This window comes from Stieleria magnilauensis, assembly GCA_007753675.1.
Lineage (GTDB): Bacteria > Planctomycetota > Planctomycetia > Pirellulales > Pirellulaceae > Stieleria > Stieleria magnilauensis.
In genome coordinates, this window is record CP036432.1 from 8,198,586 (window position 1) to 8,217,754 (window position 19,169).

Consider the following 19,169-nt stretch of genomic DNA (forward strand, 5'->3'; position numbering starts at 1 on the left):
TAGGTATAGACCGACTACCGGGATTCAGAAAGCGAATTCCAGGTCATTAAACGCTCTAGGGCGTCTAACCTTTTTTCACGCCCGAGAGGTCCGGCCATTGGGCGCCGAGCCAGAGCACGGCTTTGTCGAATTGGTCTTGGCTGGGGACAACGTAGTGGCGGTCAGCTACGGTGCGTCCGGATTGCGCCAAGAAGTACTGGGCGTAACGAGCGTAATCCGGATGCGATCCTAGCTTCGTCGCGCCGGTCGCCCGAAGAAGTTTCATTGGTTTGCCGACGTCAGTGCCTCGACGTTTCATCTTCTCGCGTAGTCGACGGTACGCACTCTTCACGTTATCGATTACGCGCTCGTTTCCGTCAACGATTTCAACGGTCTTCAATGGTCGTCCATTTTCGTTGGTCAAGAGCAAGTCTTCACTCTTGTCTTTGTTCCGATGCTTCTTCAACAACGTCAACGTCTCCGGCCACAGCGTCCACGTCACCGTCGGTACGGAGTCAGAATGGTTCGCGGAAGTCTTCGAACGTTGCCGCGTTATCGTCCCGGCACGAGCGTCAAACTGGTCTTTCCGTAGGTCGGCAAGGTCTTTCTGGGTCGCCCCGATATTCAACATCAACAGTAGATACAGACGCAACCGCTCCGACGGCTCGCCAGCGAACAACGTCGTCAATTCAGTGTCATTAAATACCTTCGGGTTCGGAGTCGATGCCCGGATATTCATGTCCTTGGAGTCAAGGTTTCGAGGTCGCTCGATGGTCCCTCGTTCATAGGCCCAACGGACGAATTGCTTTAAGGCTTGCAAGCGATCTCGTCCCGACGACGGGGCTAGGTCCTTAGCCAAAATCGATTGCTCCAACTCATCACGATATCGCTCCAACCACAAGCCGTTAAAAGCTTCGATCGGAGAGGACTCATCCAAAATCTCGCACGCATGGTTCAGGGCTGCTTTCAGCGCGCCGTACCTCTTGGCCGATAGCTCGCCTTTTTTGTGCTTGGCCAATTGCCTACCGAGGAAGGTATCAATGGCAGTCCTCATCGTTTCCCCAGCGGCATCTCTCGCGGGTTTTTCAATTTTCAGATCCCACGGCGCGGGAACGGATTTCGGGCTAAGCAACTCCCCGTTCGCGTCAAGGGGCAACGGCCGTTCAGCGAGGATGGCGCGCTCCTCGTATAGTTGCCGCAGTTGTTTTAGCTTCAGCCACTCGGCATGTTCGGTCGTTTTTCCAACGGCCTTCGGATCGCTCTCAACCGATTCGATAACGGCTTCTAATTCGGCCACTCGGTTCGTCCAGTAGGCTTCGGCGCGTGCCGCGATGTTCGCCTCATCTTCGGCGGCGGAATCCAACTCGGCTTTCTTCTTCTGCCACGCCGCCAGGGCCCTTCGATAGGAAGCGTCCAGCGACTCACCGTCATTCCGAGGCCAAGAGTATTCCTTCCCCTTGTGTCGCTTCCGCCACCGTGGTCGTTTCCCTTGCTTCTCTTGGTAGGTCAGTTCGGGATAGTTGCTCTGGTTTACTTTGCGTGGCATCGGTGGGACCTTGGGGGAAGGGGCCTAAACGAGGGCGTCTACCTACGCGAAGTATACCCGACGACAGGCCCCTTCGTAGGCCCCGTTTTCGACCGATTAGATACCTTCTATGGGGGCCTGGATGACACGTTTTCTTATAAGAGGTTTGCGGGACCTTCCTCGTTTACACCGAGGGGGTCGGGGGTTCAAGTCCCTCAACGCCCATTGACCCTCAGTCTGGTCCCGTCCCATTTCTCCTTTACCCCGGTTTTTCCCGTGTTTCTCGCATGGCTGACCGGGTGTGACTGAATGGGAATCCTCCTGAATTGGTCCACAAATTGGTCCACACTCGGAATCAGCCTCTGCCGGTGCCTGTTTCTTGACCGGCTGCTCTCCATCGGAGGGGGCAGGCATGGCTGCTGCCCTGCGTCGGTTCTCTGATCTCGCGAACACGTAGAAATCCCAGATCGTCTTGGGGCTGTTCCCGACCCATTCCGCAACGTCCGCTACCTCATGGCCTGCGGCCAACAGATCCAGAATCGCACTCTTGCGGCAATTGCTGAACAGGTTCGGCCAAGGCTGGATCTTGGCCCGCTTCATGATTTTCAGGACGGCTGATCGAATCGCTGTCTCTGACGCATCGGCGAACCTGGGGAACACGGGGCTGTCCATCGGCGTCTCGCATCCCGGCTGGGCCAGATCCCACAAGTCTTGCATGTAGGGCCTGACGCTGGCGAGTAGCGGTGCCTTGCGGACGCCTCGGGTGTCGTGGTGCTCAGTCTTGGGGGCAGTGATCCGCAAATGGGGATCGCTGGTGGACAGGTCCACGTCGCACCATCTCAGTGTCTTGATCTCGCTGGGAATTCGAAACCCAAGCTGACGGCTCAGCGCGATGACGGCCCGCATGGTGGCGTTCGGGGAGAAGTCCATCAGGCGTTTGTACTCGGTATCCGAAACGTAGTAGAACCGCTCTTTGTTGGCGCTGACCGTGGTCGCCAGTCCGTCAAAGGGATTCTCTGTGATCCAGCCAAGCTTGATCGCGTGCCGAAAGAATTGGGAACAGATCCCGGTGCGTCGTCTGACGGTGTTGCGGTCCAGCCCGTCAACGTCCTTGTTCCTGTCGTTGCCATGCTCGGTCATCCAATCGACGAACAGTTCTGCATCGATCGACGTTACGGAATCCACCCTGCGGTCTTCACCGAAGCGACGACGCAAAGAGTTCCACGCGCGTCGGTACGTCGCCAGCGTTGACTGTTTCTTTGATCCCTTGAACGCCTTGAACGACACGTACAGATCATTCAGCGTCGGTGCCGCTGTGGCCTGTTCTCGGGCCTGTACTCCGCACGGGCTGACTAGCTTGCTGTGGTCGCTGTCTGGCAGGCTGCTGAGCCACTGGACCGTCACGCCGTCTAGCGGGTGCTTGGCCTGACGGCAAACCAGGATGTGCTCAATATGCCGCCGGGCTTCCTCTACACGCTCCGCGTCACCGGTCCATGTGACCGTCCATCTCTTTCTGTTCGCTGTCCACCGAATCTTCCAGGTGTTCGGCCGCGACTTGTCTTGAGTCTTCGAAACTCGCATCGTGTTCATCTCCACGATTCATCAAAGGATTGAAGGAGCAGCGGCGAGCCGGTGATGAAGCCGGTTTTCGGATGTACGGTCCTAGCCGCTGCGGGAACCAGTGTACCAAAATCCGAGACGGGATCAGTTCTTCAAGGCTTCGACAACGTCTCGGAGGTCGTAGAGCCTGCGCTTCGCGGCCTTCACCGAGGGAATCCGGCCTGCTCGCGTCATTCGGTCGATGGTCGAGCGACTGAGGCTGATCCGGTCAGCCAGCGTGTCTGCGTCGATCAGTTCCAGTTTGTCTGCTGACGGTTCATTGCCGCGATCCCCATAGAATTCCCCGCGAAGCTTCGATGCGATTCTCTCGGCGATGCGGTCTATCAATTCGTCGTCCAGAACAATCATCCAAAAACTCCTGACTCTTTGTGACTATGAGTGATGCTGCCAGAATCTTAGGGCCTCTAGCTGACTTGTCCTTGAGAATCTTGGATCGGTCAGCGGTGTGGTCCATTGACCCAAGGTCACCGAGCCTCATTCGCGGCGCGCTGTGCCGATGCAGGGTCGGCACCTCGCGCCGTGTTGCCTGCAGTCTCATAGGTTGCCTCGGCGGTCGCCTCGGCAGCGTCCGCGCTGCGGTTGAGTACGTCCAGCATCTTTTCAAGGAGCTCGTTGTTCTTGGCCAGGATGTCTCGCTCGATTGGTGACAGACTTCCGTCTCGCCTGAACGTCTCGGTCTGCTCTCGCTGGATCCGCTGGAGATCTCGATATGCTCCCTGGACCTCTCGACGTGGGAACACGCTCAGATCAGCGAGCAGCTTCTCGTTAGCCGCAGCGGCCTGCTTGAAGGCTTGAGCCTCACGTAGCTCTCTGTCGGGGATCTCGGCGAGCGGTCGGTCGACCGTGATCTTCGATCGGATCCCGAGAGTCTCGGCACCGTCACTGACTTCGATCTGTTTGGTGTGATATCGCCGCTGTTGTCGCTGCAGGAAGTCATGAGCGCGTACCACGTTCTGCAAATCGCTTCCGCCGAATCCGTCACGCTCGATCGAACCACCAAACCCCAGCCATTCCATTAGCGGATTAGGTCGATAGCCCTTGGCCAGCAGATCAACCGACTCTCCCATCGTGTCCTCGGTCGCCTTGACCGCTGATTTGACGATGTCGAGCGAAGCTTGCGAGACTGCCTTGCCTGTCGCGTCCAGGGTCGCGAGTTCACCCGCAGACTCACCGGATTTTGAAGCCTTACTGACGTTCATCGGGAGCGTCGGCTGCAGGCCGGCTTGTTGCTTGATCAGCGTAGCCGCGTAGCTTCCGGCCTCCGCCCCCGACATCTGCGACCAGATGTCTTTGCGGGTTCTCATGACGTCTTGGAAGACTTCTCCACCGCGAAGCAGATCCTCGATTACGCCCTTGAACGTCGCGTCCCCGAAGGCCCCAGAAACAGCCTGGAAGTCGTCCTGCAGTTTCATTCGGTGGATCGCCTGGAGACGCGCCAGCGGCGTGCCTGGGGCCTGCCCCTTGAATCTCTTCAGGACCTCAGGCCTCGCGAAGTACTCGTCGAGCTTGCCGGCCATCTGGGCCGCGAACGTGCTGGACCGATCGCCTGCATCGTCGCCGGTTTTCTGCGATGCCGCGCCGGCGATCGCAAGGGCATCGAACGCCCCGATCGCGGACGCCATCTTGCCGCCATCTGACGCGAGAGCACCTGACGCCAGAGCACGCGGCGCGGTCTTTGCAAACGATCCCAGGTCAGTTACCCCTGACCCCTTCATGCCCGCGATGATCGCAGAAGCCGTGTTTCGTACGGCTGACGCGTCGTCCTGCTGCCCGCTGGCTTTCATCGCGCCGGCAACGGCCTTGGCAAACTCGCTGATCGAATCGGGCGATAATTGCATCACCTCAGCGGATGCCGCCATGACCTCTTTGATTACTTCGGGCTTGCTGACACCTGACGACATCACGATACCAGCTGCCTCGGCCAACTCCTTAACCCCGAGAAGTCCCGTGCCCGTGTCACCCGCAATCTTGCGCGGTGCCGCGTCGATCAAGTCGTTTTGCACCTCGGGTGCCAAGCCGGTGAGGTTCTGGAGCGCGGTCGCTTGGATCGTCGCGAGGTCCGTGTTTGCGTTTTTCGCGGCAGCACGCAGTTCGGCTTGGCGCTCGAGGGCCTTATTGACCTCGGTGATGGCAGTTCGGATGCCCTGCGTGACAGCCGCAACGCCACCGAGCGCCCCGGTCATCCTCGTCGCGAACAACAACCAAGACTTCGTTGACTTATCCGCAGCGCCGCTCAGTTCCTTCTGGACATTCGCGGCAACGGTGGCAGCCTGGGCGCTGAGGTTGCCCAGCGGCCCTACGATCTTCTTCATCGCGGCTTCGCTGACCGTTCCAGAAATGACGAATTCTCGCTTGACCTTGTCGGCGGCCTTCTGGCCTGCGGGACCGAGTGCTCGCAGCTCGTCAAGCGGTCCCTTGAATTCTTTCTCGACCGCTTCAAGCGATTGCTTGAACCGCTTCTCGATTGCGTTTGCCTGTCGCTCACCCTCTGGCCCGATCTTGCGCAATCGGGTCAGCATGTTTTCGATCGATCGTTCACCGCCGGAACCAATCTTTGAGAGATCCGAATTCGCGGCATCGACAACAGCCTGCATCTCGGGGCTGATGCGTGAGATGTTTCGTACGATCGAATCGACGTTGCGTTTGTTTTGCTTTGCGGCCTTCTCCATCTCGGCGGCTTCGGCAGCCTTCTTCAGCTTCTGCCGCATACGCTCAAGCTGACCCTCGGTGAGGCTCGTCGTCTGCCGCAATTGATCAATCGTTTGATCGATCTTTTCGAAGGCCCCGCGAGAGACTCCCGTCTCTTTGGCCAGCTCCTTGAACTGATCCCGCACGGACTTGGGCAATCCCGCGAGATTGCGACCGGCTTTCCCGACGACCTTATCGAGATCGACAATCGCCGCGTCTGTCTTCTTGACTGCCGCCACAGCTTCGGCAGCAGCCTTCTTCGCGTGTTCGCCGAACGCGCCGATCGATTTGGTCAGTTGGCCTTGGGCCTTCTCTGATTTTTGGAACGCTTGGACTAGGTCTTTCTCGTCGCCCTTCAATTTCACGACAATTTGTTCGCTCATCAGTTCCCCTTCCTCAGTTCATCTTGCAGTGCTTTCTCGAAGACATCAGCCAAGGTCTTCCGCTCGGCCTTGGTGGTTCGCAGGAACTCATCCCGCATGTTGATGTCTGTGAATTTGGATTTACGGTTCAAGCCGCGCGCTTGCGGATACTTCACTTGGACTTCTCCACCATCGCCATCGGTGAGGATTCCAGACACGGCGTCAACGCGATGCGTCTCGGTCGACTGGCGAGTCTTGCCGGAGAACTCGAGCGGGCGCGTGTGGCCCTTCAGCTTCAGCTTCCGACCAAGGTACGACTGTTTGAACTCTTTGGACGCGCGGTCGAAACTCTCGCCAGCACGGGGCAGATAGCCTGCCTCTTTTGCATGCTTCTCTGTGAACCGTCGATCCTTAAGTCGCTCGTGGAAGGTATCACCCATCTTACGGTAGGCGTTCGTCGCAGCGAGTCCCGCGCGGTCCCTTGCGGCCTGCACGGCATCGCCGATGATCTTGGCGTTGGCAAAACTCATTGTTCGCCCCCAACGGTAGCGCGGGGCTGTTCCCAATGCCGCGTACGGAATTTCATTCCGTCGAGTTCCTTTTGAAGAGGTCGCATCTTGGCCTCGATCTCGATTCTCTCGCGACCCCTTGCTTGTTCGCGCTGACGCTGCAGGCGGTCCAGTTCCTTCTCGAGGTTCTTCATTTGCTCCTTGACGCCTGCGTGTTTCGCATCGCCGTGATCGGACGGGTTGCGAAGCTCCGATGACCATGCAGCAGGGCGTTTGCTTGGGACATCGGGTGCCGCAGGATCAAGACCGTACGGGAGCTCTCGCCGGCCCTGCTCGAGCAGGTAGGCGTTTGCGTCGACGTATTCGGTGAGCGACTCCCATCCAGCTGCCTTCAGGGCCTTCTCGTTTCGGATCCCTTCGCACGCGAGCGCGAAACGAACGGGGCTCTTGAATTCGTGAACCGATCCGGCCCAGCGTGTGATTTTCTTCTTGCTCATTGGTTTCTCCCTTGAAAATGGATAGAGGTCTTGCCGACGAAGTGCCGGCGTTTCGTTGGTTTGTTGTGATCGCCGAGTGGAAACGGCTTCACTTTTCGTTGCCGCAAGTCATCGCGGATGTCTCGGCCGGAGATCTCGGCAGTTGCGTCGAAGTCGATCGCGATCTCGGTGGTGCCGGGCTTGATCTTCATCACGACGAGAGAGACACCGATATCGTCACGAACAGCCTCAAGATCGTCGCCAGTGACTCGCACAGCTTCGTTTGGGGCAAACTCCATGGTTCGCAACACGTTGCCGTCAGCATCGCGTACAGAGCGTCTGAACGGCGTTCGTTTTCGTTTTGGGTGAAGCATCAGGATCATTGGTTGTTGACCACGTATCGGGGTTCTCGGATGAAGGATGCCCCTGGGCCGCGCGAGGCCTCGAGTCGGCGATTGGCCTTGGCTGCAAGTCCTTCGCGTTTCGGTTTGTGCTTTGGTGCAATGGGGCGTGTTGTAGTTGTCGTGCGGCGCGGTCGCGCGTTCATCGCCCAATCACCTCCTACGTACGCCTCAATGCCGACGCGGGCGTACCGCACTGCATCGCGGAAGTCGACTGGCACGGTCATATCAATGCGGGCCCAAAGCCCTGTCTTGGGATCCCATGATTCGTTCAAGAGCTGCTCGAACAGCGCTCGGCTTTCCGCCGCCCACATCGGGAAGATGATCGAGTTGCGGTCACCGGGCTTGCGATTGAACAAGGAATTGTTGAGCCAATCTTGGCTGATCGCGGTTCCAACCTTGACTAATTGCAGACCGTTAATCGCGCGGGCCTGTTTGCGGTCAACGTTGTTGTTCGCGTCGACGTTCGATCGGACAAAGAACGCACCATTGAATGATTTGGCGTTCATTCCCATGCTTGGCCAGACGAAGGGGCCGCGCTCGTTGTTCATGTCTCGACAGTTGTCGATCACCTCGTCCTTGCGGTTCCCATCTTTCGCATCGATCAGCGTCAGACTCGGTCGAATAGGTGAGTGCCCCTCGTGGTCGTATGACCGAGAGATCCACTCGGCAACGTCCGACCAAGTCGACACGGTGCCGAAGTCGATCAGGTGCCCGACCTTGTTGAGGTCCCAGGCGAACGTCACGCAGACGAAGTGATCGATCTGGACATCAACGGCACAGGTCAGCGCGAAGCATTGCTCGGGCACGGTCCCGCGCTCCCAAGTGCCAACACACAGCTTCGCCGCGAGACGCTCCCAAGACATACTGACGCGGATCGGCGCATAGGGCACGCCTTGCCACGAATTCCTGAAATCCTGTTCTTGCTCAGTCCCGACTTTCGTCACGCACTCTCTCGCGTAATCGGCGAACGTGAACGTCGGAGCGTACAGACGTGACAGGTTGAATGATTCGTCAGGTCCGTCGTTGTGCGGCGTGCCGGTCACGTTGCCGTTGACGTCGATCGATTCGCCAGGGGCTACCCATACGCCTTTGCGTACCTGGGCGAGTCGGTGCTCATCACCCCACTCGACTTTGCAGCTGGAGCACACGTACACGGCTGATTTGTAGGCCCGTGACGGCGTGCTGGACCCGTCCTTGTCTCGGTCCCACCATAAACCGCCTGTTGACTTCTCGTGCGTCTCGTTGGCGTACAGCGGGCTGTAGTCGCCGCAGTGCGGACAAGGGACGAAGTACGATCGATTGGTCCCTTGCTCGACCAGTCGGCTGATTGCACAGGTGCCCGCAAGGGTCGGCGTCGATTCCGCGAACACCTTTCTATCCGGTATTTCAGATCCGCGCTGCAAGACCAAGTCGACCGGATCGGCTTCGTCGCTGTCGTCGCGGCTGTATTTGGAGATCTCCAAGAGGTGAAGATACTTGGGGTCGAGATCGCCCAAAGTGACCGGTGATCCCGACCAAGCACCGTGGGTGATGAATGTCGAAGCCCTACACTTCGTTGCGGCTCGCAGGTGCTTTGGTGGCAAGCCCGGTCGCGTCTGACTGTTCAGGTCAAGCATCGGCCAGAGACGGTCCTTTATTGTCTTGCGCAGTAGGCCCTCGGTCGGCGTGGCGATCAGCCCGGTGTCGGGCTCGCGGTGCTGCGCTGCAATGTGCAAACCAAGGTTGATCTCTGTTTTGCCCACTCGCGAGCACGCGCGGAAGAATACGCGGCGGACCTTGGGGTCATCAAAAGCATCACAGATGCCCTTCAGGTACGGGTAGCTTGCACCGTCGAACGGATCCCCCTTGTGCGTCACTGCATACTGAGTAACCCATTCCCAGCTCGACATATGCTTGGGCGGGTCGAACGCGGTCAGTACCACTGGCGATAACGACAAGATCGGATCGGAAGCGCAGGTCAGCACGTCGCCACCTCTTCGCCATTGATCTTCAGCACGATCGCGTAATCGGTCGCGTCATCGATCGAGACGTTGAACGTCTGCTCGATGTCGGACTGCTCGACAGCCTGACCAGCGAGCACTGCGGCCTTCGTGCGGATCCCCTTCAATGCGGTTTCGATTTTCACGCTCAACTCTTCCGTGAATTGTTCTAGTTGCTCTGACGGTGCGAAGCCTGCCGATACCTTTTTAGGCAGCGCTCGAAACTGTCTTGCGGCCTCGCGGAACCAAAGCGAGGCAAACAGGTTGACCTGCTCTTCGGCAATGAGATTTCCGACAACGCGGTCGCGCTGATGGCTCTTGATGTCGGCCTCGGCGGTTCGCTTGCGTACATCTTGTCGGAGCAGTTCCTCTTGCAAGTCCGAAGCTTCGATCTGGTCGGGGCGCTTCGGTTGCAGGGCTCGCCATGCCGCGATAGCGTCGAGGTCGTATCGTCCGCGCGTTTCGAGTCCGGGACACCCCTTGACCTTCCATTCGCTGACGGTGCGCGAAGACACATTGAACGCGCTCGCAACTTCGGCGAGAGTCTTTGCGGTTGTAGCTGTAGCATCCATGCTTGCTCAAAAATGCCCGGTCGTGACAGTTGAGACGTCTCAGCCAAGATGACTGCCCAGCCTGCCACGACCGGGTGATGATCACCGATCAGGCCACTGGATCTGATGCGGTGATTTTTGTTCCCGACAATCGCTCAATCGCATCTCGCCGAAACCGAAGCGAGCCACCGACGCGCACTGCGGGGATGTCTCCTTTGTTCGCGAGTTTGCGCACCCCTGAATCTGAAAGCCGCAGAAATCGCGCGACTTCTTTGACGGTTAACAATGCTGGTGGGCTGTGTGTTGTTTCGGTCTTCATGACACCATTGTGAGATACGCGATATTGGCTGCATCCAAATCCTAGAGCCGCAATTCCGTCTGTCCGCGAAGTACGTCCTATATGCGAAAAAAATACTGATAAAGCAGTGATAGAGGAGCGACCGAGGCGTTTTGGCGCGAGCCCCGTGACACGTCTGGTCAAAGACTGATGAAGAAGGCCAAAAATTTTTAGGCGTCGGCGAGAACGCTTCGGACACGCCCTCGCAATGGCACCCCCGCCGCCCTCCGGAGGACCCGCAGACCATCTCAGAGGCCTTCAGGTGGCCCCTCGCGGCCTGCGATCGGGTGCGATGATCACGCGAACCATGGCGGACATGGAGCGTGTCAGGCGCGGACCAGGACTGTTGTATACAACACCAGCATCCACTAAAAATGCGATCCGATTATCAGCCACGCGTCTCGACCTTCGCTTTTGCATCTCAAAGCTGAGCCTTGCCCCATATCGAACGAGAGCCTGTGAACAAGATTGAAGAAATATTGATACCAGAACAAGTAGCGAACGATTACGCTTCTGGAGATCCCTTGGGCGCAATTGGGAAGATCCGAAGGCTAAATGTTTTTGTTGGGCCAAACAACTCTGGCAAAAGCCGATTTCTCAGAGAGTTGTTTGTACAGGGAAAGAATCTACGGATCTCGACTGGCAATTCTCTTGAAACTGAGGCCCGCGAGCTGTCCCGTGAGGCACTGAATTTCTTGAACGCCGTTGATGCAGACAAGCATATTCACAAGGCGCTTCATGAAGAAGCCAGGCAGGTTCTGAGTAGTACAGCATGTGTATTTGATCCATGCGCAAGTTATCCGGCTCCCATCGACCGGAACCCCGCTGGTCTAACGCAGATAGCTAGTAAGATTCATGACACGTTCCGCTCGCTCGCCCCAGGGTCTCCATGGATCGAAGCAGCCGAAAAGTTTCGCGATATCTTTCAATGCATCAAGAAACTTTCACGCGAGAGGAAAAAAGAAGTTTCGGAGGAAGACGACAAAACGAATCCTTTTGCGGAAGCAATAAGCGTCTACGTTCCCACGCTGCGGGGAATGCGCATGCCTTTCGATAGTGATAATGCAAAATACAGATATTTTGATCGAACGTGGTCAGACTACTTCCAGGAACGAAGCCAAGACCTTGGTCTTAGTAAGTCCAAGGACTTTGATGCCGCACGCAAATCACACTGCGGAACGCGAATTACAACCGGTCTAGATTTCTACGGATTCTTGACCGATCACCTGCTCGGCTCTTTGGCCGAGCGTCAGTTTGTCTCCGAATATGAGCAATACTTGTCGCAAGTGTTTTTTGAGGGCGAGCCCGTGGCGTTGATCCCAAGACGCGAACACGACACGGTAAACATCAGGATTGGAACCGAGGCCGAACGCCCGATCCAAAATCTTGGAGACGGCCTTCAGCAGCTCATCATAATCACGCTGCCACTATTTCAGCACAAAGACAAGCCGCTCTTGTTGTTTGTGGAAGAGCCCGACCTCTTTTTGCACCCAGGATTCCAGAAGGTGTTTATCGACTCAGTTCTACAAGACAAGGAACGGGAGCTATACGTCTTCGTCGCAACGCACTCGCCGCAGTTCCTCGACATCACCTTGTCAGAAGTCGACTGCTCAGTCTTTCGATTTAGCAAAGACCACGCTGAGGGCAACCATCCGGAACGCGACCCGCATTTCACGATCCAATGTGCATCCCAAGGCGACAGGGAGTTGCTGACGTATCTGGGCGTCAAGCCATCATCGTATATGTTCTCCAATTGCACGATCTGGGTGGAAGGGATTACGGATCGACTTTACTTCTCGCGGTTCATCGAGATTGTCCTCAATAGCACGGGAGATACGTACATCGAAAACCTTCATTATTCCTTTGTCGAATACGGTGGTGGGAACATTACTCACTGGTCATTTCTCGACGAGGATGGAATCGACGTGGAGCGGTTGTGCTCAAAACTGCTCCTCATTAGCGATGAGGACAACGCAAGGGCTGGCTCGGCGAAGGCACGCCGCCAAGAAGCATTGCGTGACGCGCTCGGGGAGCGGTTCTTGCCCCTTACCGTACGGGAGGTCGAAAACTTGCTTTCACCTGACGTATTGCGCAGAGTGATCTATGACTACGAAGGCGGTGAAGTTGAGCTAAACGACTTCAAACAAGCTGACTATTCGAAAAAGTACCTTGGATCGTTTATCGACGAAAAAGTCCTTGTCGACAGAACGAAGTCATCGAGGTGCAGAGAACGTGGCACGGCATACGCAGGGAGCTCAGGGACAATCAAGTCCAAGGTTGAGTTTTGCAAGAAGGCGCTTAGGCACCTAAAAAGCATGGATGACCTGAGCGACGACGCAAAGAAAATCACTGAACGAATTATTGGCTTCATCCGTGACGAAAACGCCTGAACGGTCGGTAGTGCGGGTGGGATTTTCCTGCTGCATTAGTTTGAGCTGAGCCTTGGTGCTCGCTCGGCCTGAGGGGCCTATGTTTAGGCCATCGCTCTGGTCGTTTGTCCGTTGGCCGATCTCGGGCAGCAATTTCACCAGCCTCCAATCGCGGCGTTCGTTGCCGCGACTAAGTTCGACAACTTCAAAACTCAAACTTCCGCACGCCTTTCACCCGCAGGATCTCCTTGAGTTGCTCCTTCGACTCGTCGGACAGTCGATCGATCGGAACCTTGGCGTCGGCCCCATCTCGTTTGACCAACGTGACGTGATCGGTGGCAAAGGACTTGAACGCAGCCTCGACCGAGAACTTGCCGGTCGCGTCCGTCCACGTCACAAACTCTGGCGTGATTGGTTCAGTATCGGAAGCGTCTGATGCAGAAGCGATCGCCCGGTCGATGGTGGATCCCTCGGGCCTGATGCTGTCCAGGTACTCGTCGCGCTCCTTGACAACGGTCGTGACGTAATCGCGGAACTTGCGATCGTCGCGCTTGATCAGCAGCTGCTCGACATAGCCCGCAACCGATCCAACAACGAGCCGGGCGTGCATTGGTTCTATCGATCCCGATCGACTGCTGAGCGCTGCCGCCTTTGTGCTGAACTCTCGAGCGAACTTGCCCCATGCCGCATCGTTTTGGATCAGGCCTCGAGCCAGCGCTCGGTCGATGTCGTCAAGCAGCTTGTCAGTCTCGTGGGCATACTGACGCAGCTGTGCGTACGACGTGGCGGGCTTCTGCTCGGTCAATCGCGTCAGTCCATCTGCTACCTGCTCGACGCTCATCATGCCTTCAGGTGCCGGGACCGTAGATTCGTAACCGTACACCAGAACCAGTTAGCGACGTCTGGTTGACTTGTTGAGGAGGCGGCGGCGGGCTCGGCGGGTGCGTTTGCGGTCGGCGGCTTGGCGGCGTTCGTCCTGCCTGTACTCGCGAATCGATTCAGGGTGCTCCGCTTTCCATGCGTGGGGAGTCAGTACGGACCAGTCTGTCTCGCCGGCGAGCGCCCTCCGTAAGACATCGTCCAAGTACGCTCGCACGTCCAAGTCGTTGCGGATCGCGCTGCCGATGATCGTTAGCAGGTTTGCTGCTCGCTCTCCTGAAGCCACCGAGCCCTTAAAGAGCCAGTGTCTAGCGACAATTGGTTTTCCCGGTTACCGACAATTAGCTTTCCCGGGTTGAGGCGATCTCATGTTGGCTTGTTTTCGGCCAGCGACAATTAGAATTCCCGGATTTTGGGATTCGGGTCATCATCGTAACTCCTTGTTTCCACGGAGATTGCGATGGTCACGGACGGACAAGTTAAAGAACTGCGGCGGTTGCTAGCATCAGGCAAGTCGCTGGCCGCCTCGTCAAGGATGACTGAAATGGATGAGAAAACAGCAAGGCATTATCGAGACGACGACCGGCTCCCTTCGGAGTGCAAGAAGCCGCGGACGTACCGAACTCGAATCGACCCGTTCGCCGGAGTCTGGGACGAGGTGCAACGCAAACTCGAGGCCGAACCTCGACTCCAAGCGAAGACCCTTTTCCAGTGGCTGCAAGATTGCTATCCCGGCCTCTATCCGGACTCGACTCGCAGAACTTTCGAACGGCGTGTGAGGAAGTGGCGCAGCATGCATGGCCCCGGAAAACCGGTCATGTTTCCACAAGAGCATCACCCTGCTCGCCTTGCCGCGAGTGACTTCACCGTCATGAACGAACTTCATGTCACGATTGCGGGAGTGTCTTTTGAGCACATGCTGTACCACTGCGTGTTGACCTACTCCAACGTCGAGTCCGTCACGCTCTGCTTCTCCGAATCATTCGAGGCACTCAGCGAAGGCATCCAGAATGCGTTCTGGGAATTCGGTGGCGTCCCCGAGCGTCATCGCACCGACAGCCTCAGCGCCGCGGTCAACAACCATTCATCACGCAAGGAACTCACGGCGCGGTATGCGGCATTGATGGATCATTACAGAGTCGAACCGGAGCGGATCAACGTTCGTTGCGCCAACGAGAACGGTGATGTCGAATCGTCTCACGGTCATCTCAAGAACCGAATCGACCAAGCACTGCTGCTACGCGGCAGCCGCGACTTCGCCAGCCGCAAAGCCTACATGGACTTCGTGCGAGCTCTGATCACGCGAAGCAACCTCGCTCGCAAGGACCGTTTCGAAATCGAACAGTCGCATTTGAGCCGACTTCCCGATCACAGGCTCGATACCGATGACATCCAGCGGGGGCTCACCGTTGACAGTAGCAGTACGATCAAGGTGAAGAAGAATGTCTACTCCGTCCCCAGTCGTCTGATCAAGCACAAGGTCGACGTGAGGATCAGTGCCGAATGGATCGATGTAACGCACCACGGCATTGAAGTGCAGCGGATGCCTCGACTGATCGGTGTCGGCGGTTCGGCGATTAATTATCGCCACGTGATCGATTCACTGGTCCGCAAACCGGGGGCATTTGAGAACTACAAGTATCGGCAAGACATGTTCCCGACGAGTCACTTTCGGATCGCGTATGACATGTTGTGTGATGCTCACAGCGGGAAGGTTGCGGTGCGAAACTACCTGCAGCTCCTGCAAATCGCGGCTCGCGAGAGCCAAGACGCAGTGCAGGATGCGCTGCGTCACCAAATCCAATCGGGGCAATCCATTGATGTCGAGCTTATTCGGCAGATGGTGCGCGAAGCGATCGAAATCAAGCCGGCGACCGACATCGACGTCGATCCGCCCGACTTGAACGACTTTGATGTATTACTTCACACGTTCGACAAGGAGAGTCCAAACGATGAACCGCCCTACTACCACCAGCAAGCGTCAAACAAAGGCGACCCAATCCCCATCAAAGCGGACCTGCAAGACGACCCCGCCAGAGACGGCGCAAGTCGACAGCGGCCCGATGGAGGAACGCCTGACCGAGCAGTTCCGCAGCTTGCGACTGCCGATGTTTCGCGACCAGTTTCAATCGTCGGCCGACCGCGCGGCAGCGGAGGACCTGAGCCATGTCGAGTACCTGGCGGAACTGACGGACCTGGAATGCCAGGCCCGCCACGAGAGTCGGATCAAGCGTCTAATGACGAATTCCCGACTTCCGTTGGGCAAGACCTGGGAGACATTCAAGTTCGATCGTTTGCCGTTGTCGGTGACGCGGCAACTGGAAAGTCTTCGGGAAGGATCGTTCTTGGACCGTCGGGAGAACGTCCTGATTTTTGGGCGGCCCGGTGCCGGGAAAAGTCATGCGCTTTGTGCACTTGCGAATCAACTCGTGCAGCAAGGCCGAAGCATGTTGCTGACGACTTGCAGCCTGCTGGTGCAACAGTTGCTGATCGCCAAACGGGATCTTCGGTTGCAGAAGTTCATCAAGAAGCTGTCACGCTACGAAGGTCTACTGATCGACGACTTGGGTTACGTGCAACAGGATCGAGAGGAGATGGAGGTGCTGTTCACGCTGTTGGCGGAACGCTACGAACGGGGCAGCGTGTTGTTGACGAGCAACCTGGCGTTCAGCAAGTGGGACCAAATTTTCAAAGATGCGATGACGACGGCCGCGGCGATCGACCGATTGGTTCACCACAGCGTGATCATCGAGTTGAACGTGCCGAGCTATCGCGTGGAGACCGCCAGGCAAACCAAATCAGCTGGACAATCACGAAAGGGTTCGAAACAAAAATCGACTTCGTGATCGGGAATTCTAGTTGTCGCTAAAGCGGAGAACCAATTGTCGCCGAACAAGCCAGTTCTTCCTTCCCGTGGCGACGCGTTTCATCAACTGCTCGCAATCGTTATTGTCCAGCGGAATCGTCGCGTCCTCGGTGAAGCGGCACAGTGCTTCCCAGTGACGTCGCACATAGCCAGCCGCCACACCGAGATTGCTCTTGGGAAGAACCGACGGTGACTGCATCGCTTCGCTGTCGAGGTACTCCGCGATCTGGTCGAGAACATGACGCGATAAGCTTTGACGTCGCGCAAGACGCGCTGCATCGTCAAGCTCCTTGATCTGGTCTTCTACGTCGTAAAGCATCCGAATCAGCGACTCCAACTTCGCCACTTGCAGAGGGAACGCACCGCGACACTCATCGATCTTGCGACGCGCATGCGCCCAGCATGCCGCGAACGTGATTCGCGAGTCACTTCGTAGATCGATCTTTTGAAAACCCGACCAGCAGTCTCCTAGGACGTTGCCTTTAAAATCACTCAGTACATCATCCGGTCCATCGCGGTGACGACTCACCGTAAAATCGAACACCACCACCGGAAGACGTGAGGCGTAGTAGCCCCACATGTTTGCGTTGATGCTTGGCTTGCCGGACTCGATCGCATTTCCAAGCACTTCGCCGATCCGCTTGCCGCGGGGATGTTCCGATAGGTCAGGCATGGCCTTCGGTGTGATCAACAACACACCGGTGTCGTCGCAGCCGACCGTGCGATCGTGCTTCAAAACGCTTCGCAAGTAATCAGCAAGCGGACGAAGCGCGAACTCGACGGCCGTTTCGATGTTCCCCAATGTGCTGCGACTGGGCGTCCAGCCACTGCCGGCGAACAGATCTTGCTGACGATAAAACGGCAGGTGATAGAAGTATTTCCAGGCCACAACTTCGACTCCAATCGAGGCGTCAAAGCGATCGCCTTCGACCAGACCGGTGGGACGCTCGGGAGTGACGATTCCTTGTGATTTGTCGGTCGGGTGAGCGTACTTGGCATACTTGGTCACCCGGACTTTCAGTTCACCGGCGGTGCTTTCGAGCGTCTCGACTTCGTCATAGCCGATCAGGATGAGGCCTTTGCGTTGGGCTTCGGGCAGGTCGACGATCTTTTCGTATCGCGGCAAGTGTTCGGGGAACTTGCGGTCGCTTGGTTCCGGACGTTTCTTTCTGCGTTTCTTGTTTGCCTCTTCGGCGTCATCGACAATCTGTTCGGCCTCGCGAATGGCTTCTTCCAGCGCGCTGACCACCTCGGGCGTGGGCTCTTCTCCGAGATCCAAAAACAACTGGCCTTCGCCATCGACGCGTCGTTCACTCTTGCGCCCGTAGAGTTGTTTGAGCAGTTTTTCGATCTTCAGGTTTAGCTCGATGACCTTCTCGTCGAGCTTGTCGTGATCGGCTTTGAGTTCCAGGACGCTATGAGCTTGCTCCTCGATCAGCTTGTCTTTGAGCGATAGCTCGGTGGCCTGCTTGCCAATGATCTGTTGATGTTCGCCGACCTGCGATTGCAGCTCTGCAATCAGTTGATGGCAAGCGTCGATGTCGTTTGGAAGAGGCTTCGAATTCATGATGGCGACATTATAAATTTCACTCCAAATCGCGCAAAGCAAGGCGCAAAAAAACCGACTCCGCGAAACAAATTTCGTGGAGCCGGTTCGTTTCGAGTCGATTGGCGATGGGCTAAGCTGCCATTCGTTTGCGTCGGGTCTTGGCCGCTTTCAGTGACACTCCTGCGATCCACATGGCCAGTTCGACGTTATCGATCACGATGTGCGAGCTGCCGTCCTCTGCCTTTGGTATTTCGACGGTGCCTTGTTCGAGCCTTCGATACCAGAGCGTCAGTCCGCCGGTTTCCCACCACAGGGCTTTGATGCGATCGCGTCTGCGATTGACGAACAGGAACAACGAACCATCGGTCACGCTGTGATTCATCGCAGTGGTGACGATGCCGGTCAGTCCGTCGAAGCCTTTGCGAAAATCGACCGGTTCGGTGCAAAGATAAATCGGCACACCGGAGGGCAACCCGATCATGGCCGGGCCTCCGGCTGTTGGCTTGGTTGCCGATCCGTCGGGACCTCCACGCGGATTCGAATGCCGCCGGGAAGTTCGATGGTGGTGCAGGCAGTCGCCGGGCCGACGACCCGATCAGGCTCGCCAGCCTGATCGCCGGGCAGGCCAGGTAGGCGAAGCGGCACGAACTGGACGTTCGGCTCGCCTGGCTCTGGCTCGAGGAGTGCTGGCGACTGGCGCAGCTTTTTCTTCCATTGATAGAAGGACGGCTGCGAGACGCCTTCATTTCGACAGAACTGGGCGACGGTCATTCGCGAGCGATCAAATCGACGCAACCGTTCCTGCCAAACCTTGGCAGTTTTGGATCGGGGCATGAGTTTTCTCCGTTTGGTGAAACGAAACAAAACCCACCACGGTAAACCCCGCGCCTACAACGGTTCTGGTGTACGGTTACGTAGATTCCGCCTGGACCAGCTCTGGGCTTGGGCTGGGGTCTGGCCCAGCCTGCTCGGTGACGTCTTGTTGGTTTGGTTGGACCCGAACAGGGACGGAGACAGCCGTTCGCTCCTGCTTTCGATCTGGGGCAAGCCAATTGCTGATGCCGCTACACAGAACG

Annotated in this window: 16 protein-coding genes, 1 tRNA gene and 2 pseudogenes; 4 read left to right on the forward strand and 15 right to left on the reverse strand. The window is 57.0% G+C overall.

The window, feature by feature from the left end; genetic code table 11:
* Positions 1 to 64 precede the first annotated feature (64 nt).
* The gene (locus TBK1r_RS29560) at positions 65 to 1,525 is read right to left on the reverse strand and encodes a hypothetical protein (RefSeq protein WP_145218707.1); all 1,461 of its coding nucleotides are present in this window, start codon (positions 1,523 to 1,525) and stop codon (positions 65 to 67) included.
* A 140-nt stretch (positions 1,526 to 1,665) separates the two neighbouring features.
* Here TBK1r_RS29560 and TBK1r_RS39195 point away from each other — a divergent pair.
* Positions 1,666 to 1,729, forward strand: a tRNA-Leu gene (locus tag TBK1r_RS39195).
* Positions 1,730 to 2,566: 837 nt separating this feature from the next.
* On the opposite strand, the pseudogene TBK1r_RS39505 reads toward TBK1r_RS39195, so the two are convergent.
* The 9 genes and pseudogenes from TBK1r_RS39505 to TBK1r_RS29605 all read right to left on the reverse strand — a co-directional run.
* Positions 2,567 to 2,908 (reverse strand): annotated as a pseudogene (locus TBK1r_RS39505) (hypothetical protein); the annotation flags it as partial.
* A gap of 300 nt (positions 2,909 to 3,208) precedes the next feature.
* On the reverse strand, positions 3,209 to 3,472 hold the full coding sequence (locus tag TBK1r_RS29570) for a MerR family transcriptional regulator (protein WP_145218711.1): 264 nt from the start codon (positions 3,470 to 3,472) through the stop codon (positions 3,209 to 3,211).
* A gap of 116 nt (positions 3,473 to 3,588) precedes the next feature.
* Positions 3,589 to 6,195 carry a hypothetical protein gene (locus TBK1r_RS29575; RefSeq protein ID WP_145218713.1) on the reverse strand — a complete coding sequence of 869 codons (2,607 nt, stop codon included), beginning with the start codon at positions 6,193 to 6,195 and terminating at the stop codon, positions 3,589 to 3,591.
* A complete protein-coding gene (locus tag TBK1r_RS29580) occupies positions 6,195 to 6,704 on the reverse strand; it encodes a hypothetical protein (RefSeq protein ID WP_145218715.1) in 510 nt (169 codons plus the stop codon). The genes TBK1r_RS29575 and TBK1r_RS29580 overlap by 1 nt, the downstream gene beginning before the upstream one ends.
* Entirely contained in the window at positions 6,701 to 7,180 is a 480-nt protein-coding gene (locus tag TBK1r_RS29585; protein ID WP_145218717.1) for a hypothetical protein, read from the reverse strand. The genes TBK1r_RS29580 and TBK1r_RS29585 overlap by 4 nt, the downstream gene beginning before the upstream one ends.
* Positions 7,177 to 7,533 (reverse strand): hypothetical protein, encoded by a 357-nt coding sequence (locus TBK1r_RS29590; protein WP_145218719.1) that lies wholly within the window; start codon positions 7,531 to 7,533, stop codon positions 7,177 to 7,179. Before TBK1r_RS29590 ends, TBK1r_RS29585 begins: the two co-directional genes overlap by 4 nt.
* A 5-nt stretch (positions 7,534 to 7,538) precedes the next feature.
* Positions 7,539 to 9,500, reverse strand: coding sequence for a terminase gpA endonuclease subunit (locus tag TBK1r_RS29595; protein WP_145218721.1), 1,962 nt, complete (start codon positions 9,498 to 9,500; stop codon positions 7,539 to 7,541).
* A 20-nt stretch (positions 9,501 to 9,520) separates the two neighbouring features.
* Positions 9,521 to 10,114 (reverse strand): hypothetical protein, encoded by a 594-nt coding sequence (locus tag TBK1r_RS29600; RefSeq protein ID WP_145218724.1) that lies wholly within the window; start codon positions 10,112 to 10,114, stop codon positions 9,521 to 9,523.
* Between the two features lie 88 nt (positions 10,115 to 10,202).
* Positions 10,203 to 10,412, reverse strand: a complete 210-nt coding sequence (locus TBK1r_RS29605; protein ID WP_145218726.1) for a helix-turn-helix domain-containing protein — start codon at positions 10,410 to 10,412, stop codon at positions 10,203 to 10,205.
* 476 nt (positions 10,413 to 10,888) lie between these two features.
* On the opposite strand from TBK1r_RS29605, the gene TBK1r_RS29610 reads away from it, so the two are divergent.
* Positions 10,889 to 12,820, forward strand: a complete 1,932-nt coding sequence (locus TBK1r_RS29610; RefSeq protein WP_145218728.1) for an AAA family ATPase — start codon at positions 10,889 to 10,891, stop codon at positions 12,818 to 12,820.
* Between the two features lie 184 nt (positions 12,821 to 13,004).
* On the opposite strand, the gene TBK1r_RS29615 is transcribed toward TBK1r_RS29610, so the two are convergent.
* Entirely contained in the window at positions 13,005 to 13,682 is a 678-nt protein-coding gene (locus TBK1r_RS29615) for an SHD1 domain-containing protein (protein WP_145218730.1), read from the reverse strand.
* Positions 13,683 to 13,691: 9 nt separating this feature from the next.
* Positions 13,692 to 13,964 carry a transposase domain-containing protein gene (locus tag TBK1r_RS29620; protein WP_145218733.1) on the reverse strand — a complete coding sequence of 91 codons (273 nt, stop codon included), beginning with the start codon at positions 13,962 to 13,964 and terminating at the stop codon, positions 13,692 to 13,694.
* 174 nt (positions 13,965 to 14,138) lie between these two features.
* On the opposite strand from TBK1r_RS29620, the pseudogene istA reads away from it, so the two are divergent.
* Positions 14,139 to 15,233: pseudogene (gene istA, locus TBK1r_RS29625) on the forward strand (IS21 family transposase); the annotation flags it as partial.
* Between the two features lie 397 nt (positions 15,234 to 15,630).
* Positions 15,631 to 16,524 carry an IS21-like element helper ATPase IstB gene (istB, locus tag TBK1r_RS29630; protein ID WP_419580138.1) on the forward strand — a complete coding sequence of 298 codons (894 nt, stop codon included), beginning with the start codon at positions 15,631 to 15,633 and terminating at the stop codon, positions 16,522 to 16,524.
* A 9-nt stretch (positions 16,525 to 16,533) separates the two neighbouring features.
* On the opposite strand, the gene TBK1r_RS29635 is transcribed toward istB, so the two are convergent.
* From TBK1r_RS29635 to tnpA, 3 genes are all read right to left on the reverse strand, one after another.
* Positions 16,534 to 18,111, reverse strand: a complete 1,578-nt coding sequence (locus TBK1r_RS29635) for an IS66 family transposase (RefSeq protein WP_145218735.1) — start codon at positions 18,109 to 18,111, stop codon at positions 16,534 to 16,536.
* Between the two features lie 112 nt (positions 18,112 to 18,223).
* Complete coding sequence (tnpB, locus tag TBK1r_RS29640; RefSeq protein ID WP_145207196.1) at positions 18,224 to 18,574, reverse strand: IS66 family insertion sequence element accessory protein TnpB; 351 nt, start codon at positions 18,572 to 18,574, stop codon at positions 18,224 to 18,226.
* A complete protein-coding gene (gene tnpA, locus TBK1r_RS29645; RefSeq protein WP_145207197.1) occupies positions 18,571 to 18,927 on the reverse strand; it encodes an IS66 family insertion sequence element accessory protein TnpA in 357 nt (118 codons plus the stop codon). The genes tnpB and tnpA overlap by 4 nt, the downstream gene beginning before the upstream one ends.
* Between the last annotated feature and the right edge of the window lie 242 nt (positions 18,928 to 19,169).

What these genes read in the sequence shown, in the direction of transcription:
- tnpA (WP_145207197.1), bottom strand. Translation starts at nt 18,927, where the DNA reads ATGCCCCGATCCAAAACTGCCAAGGTTTGGCAGGAACGGTTGCGTCGA.
- TBK1r_RS29570 (WP_145218711.1), bottom strand. Translation starts at nt 3,472, where the DNA reads ATGATTGTTCTGGACGACGAATTGATAGACCGCATCGCCGAGAGAATC.
- TBK1r_RS29590 (WP_145218719.1), bottom strand. Translation starts at nt 7,533, where the DNA reads ATGCTTCACCCAAAACGAAAACGAACGCCGTTCAGACGCTCTGTACGC.
- TBK1r_RS29575 (WP_145218713.1), bottom strand. Translation starts at nt 6,195, where the DNA reads ATGAGCGAACAAATTGTCGTGAAATTGAAGGGCGACGAGAAAGACCTA.
- TBK1r_RS29585 (WP_145218717.1), bottom strand. Translation starts at nt 7,180, where the DNA reads ATGAGCAAGAAGAAAATCACACGCTGGGCCGGATCGGTTCACGAATTC.
- tnpB (WP_145207196.1), bottom strand. Translation starts at nt 18,574, where the DNA reads ATGATCGGGTTGCCCTCCGGTGTGCCGATTTATCTTTGCACCGAACCG.
- istB (WP_419580138.1), top strand. Translation starts at nt 15,631, where the DNA reads ATGAACCGCCCTACTACCACCAGCAAGCGTCAAACAAAGGCGACCCAA.
- TBK1r_RS29605 (WP_145218726.1), bottom strand. Translation starts at nt 10,412, where the DNA reads ATGAAGACCGAAACAACACACAGCCCACCAGCATTGTTAACCGTCAAA.
- TBK1r_RS29600 (WP_145218724.1), bottom strand. Translation starts at nt 10,114, where the DNA reads ATGGATGCTACAGCTACAACCGCAAAGACTCTCGCCGAAGTTGCGAGC.
- TBK1r_RS29635 (WP_145218735.1), bottom strand. Translation starts at nt 18,111, where the DNA reads ATGAATTCGAAGCCTCTTCCAAACGACATCGACGCTTGCCATCAACTG.
- TBK1r_RS29560 (WP_145218707.1), bottom strand. Translation starts at nt 1,525, where the DNA reads ATGCCACGCAAAGTAAACCAGAGCAACTATCCCGAACTGACCTACCAA.
- TBK1r_RS29580 (WP_145218715.1), bottom strand. Translation starts at nt 6,704, where the DNA reads ATGAGTTTTGCCAACGCCAAGATCATCGGCGATGCCGTGCAGGCCGCA.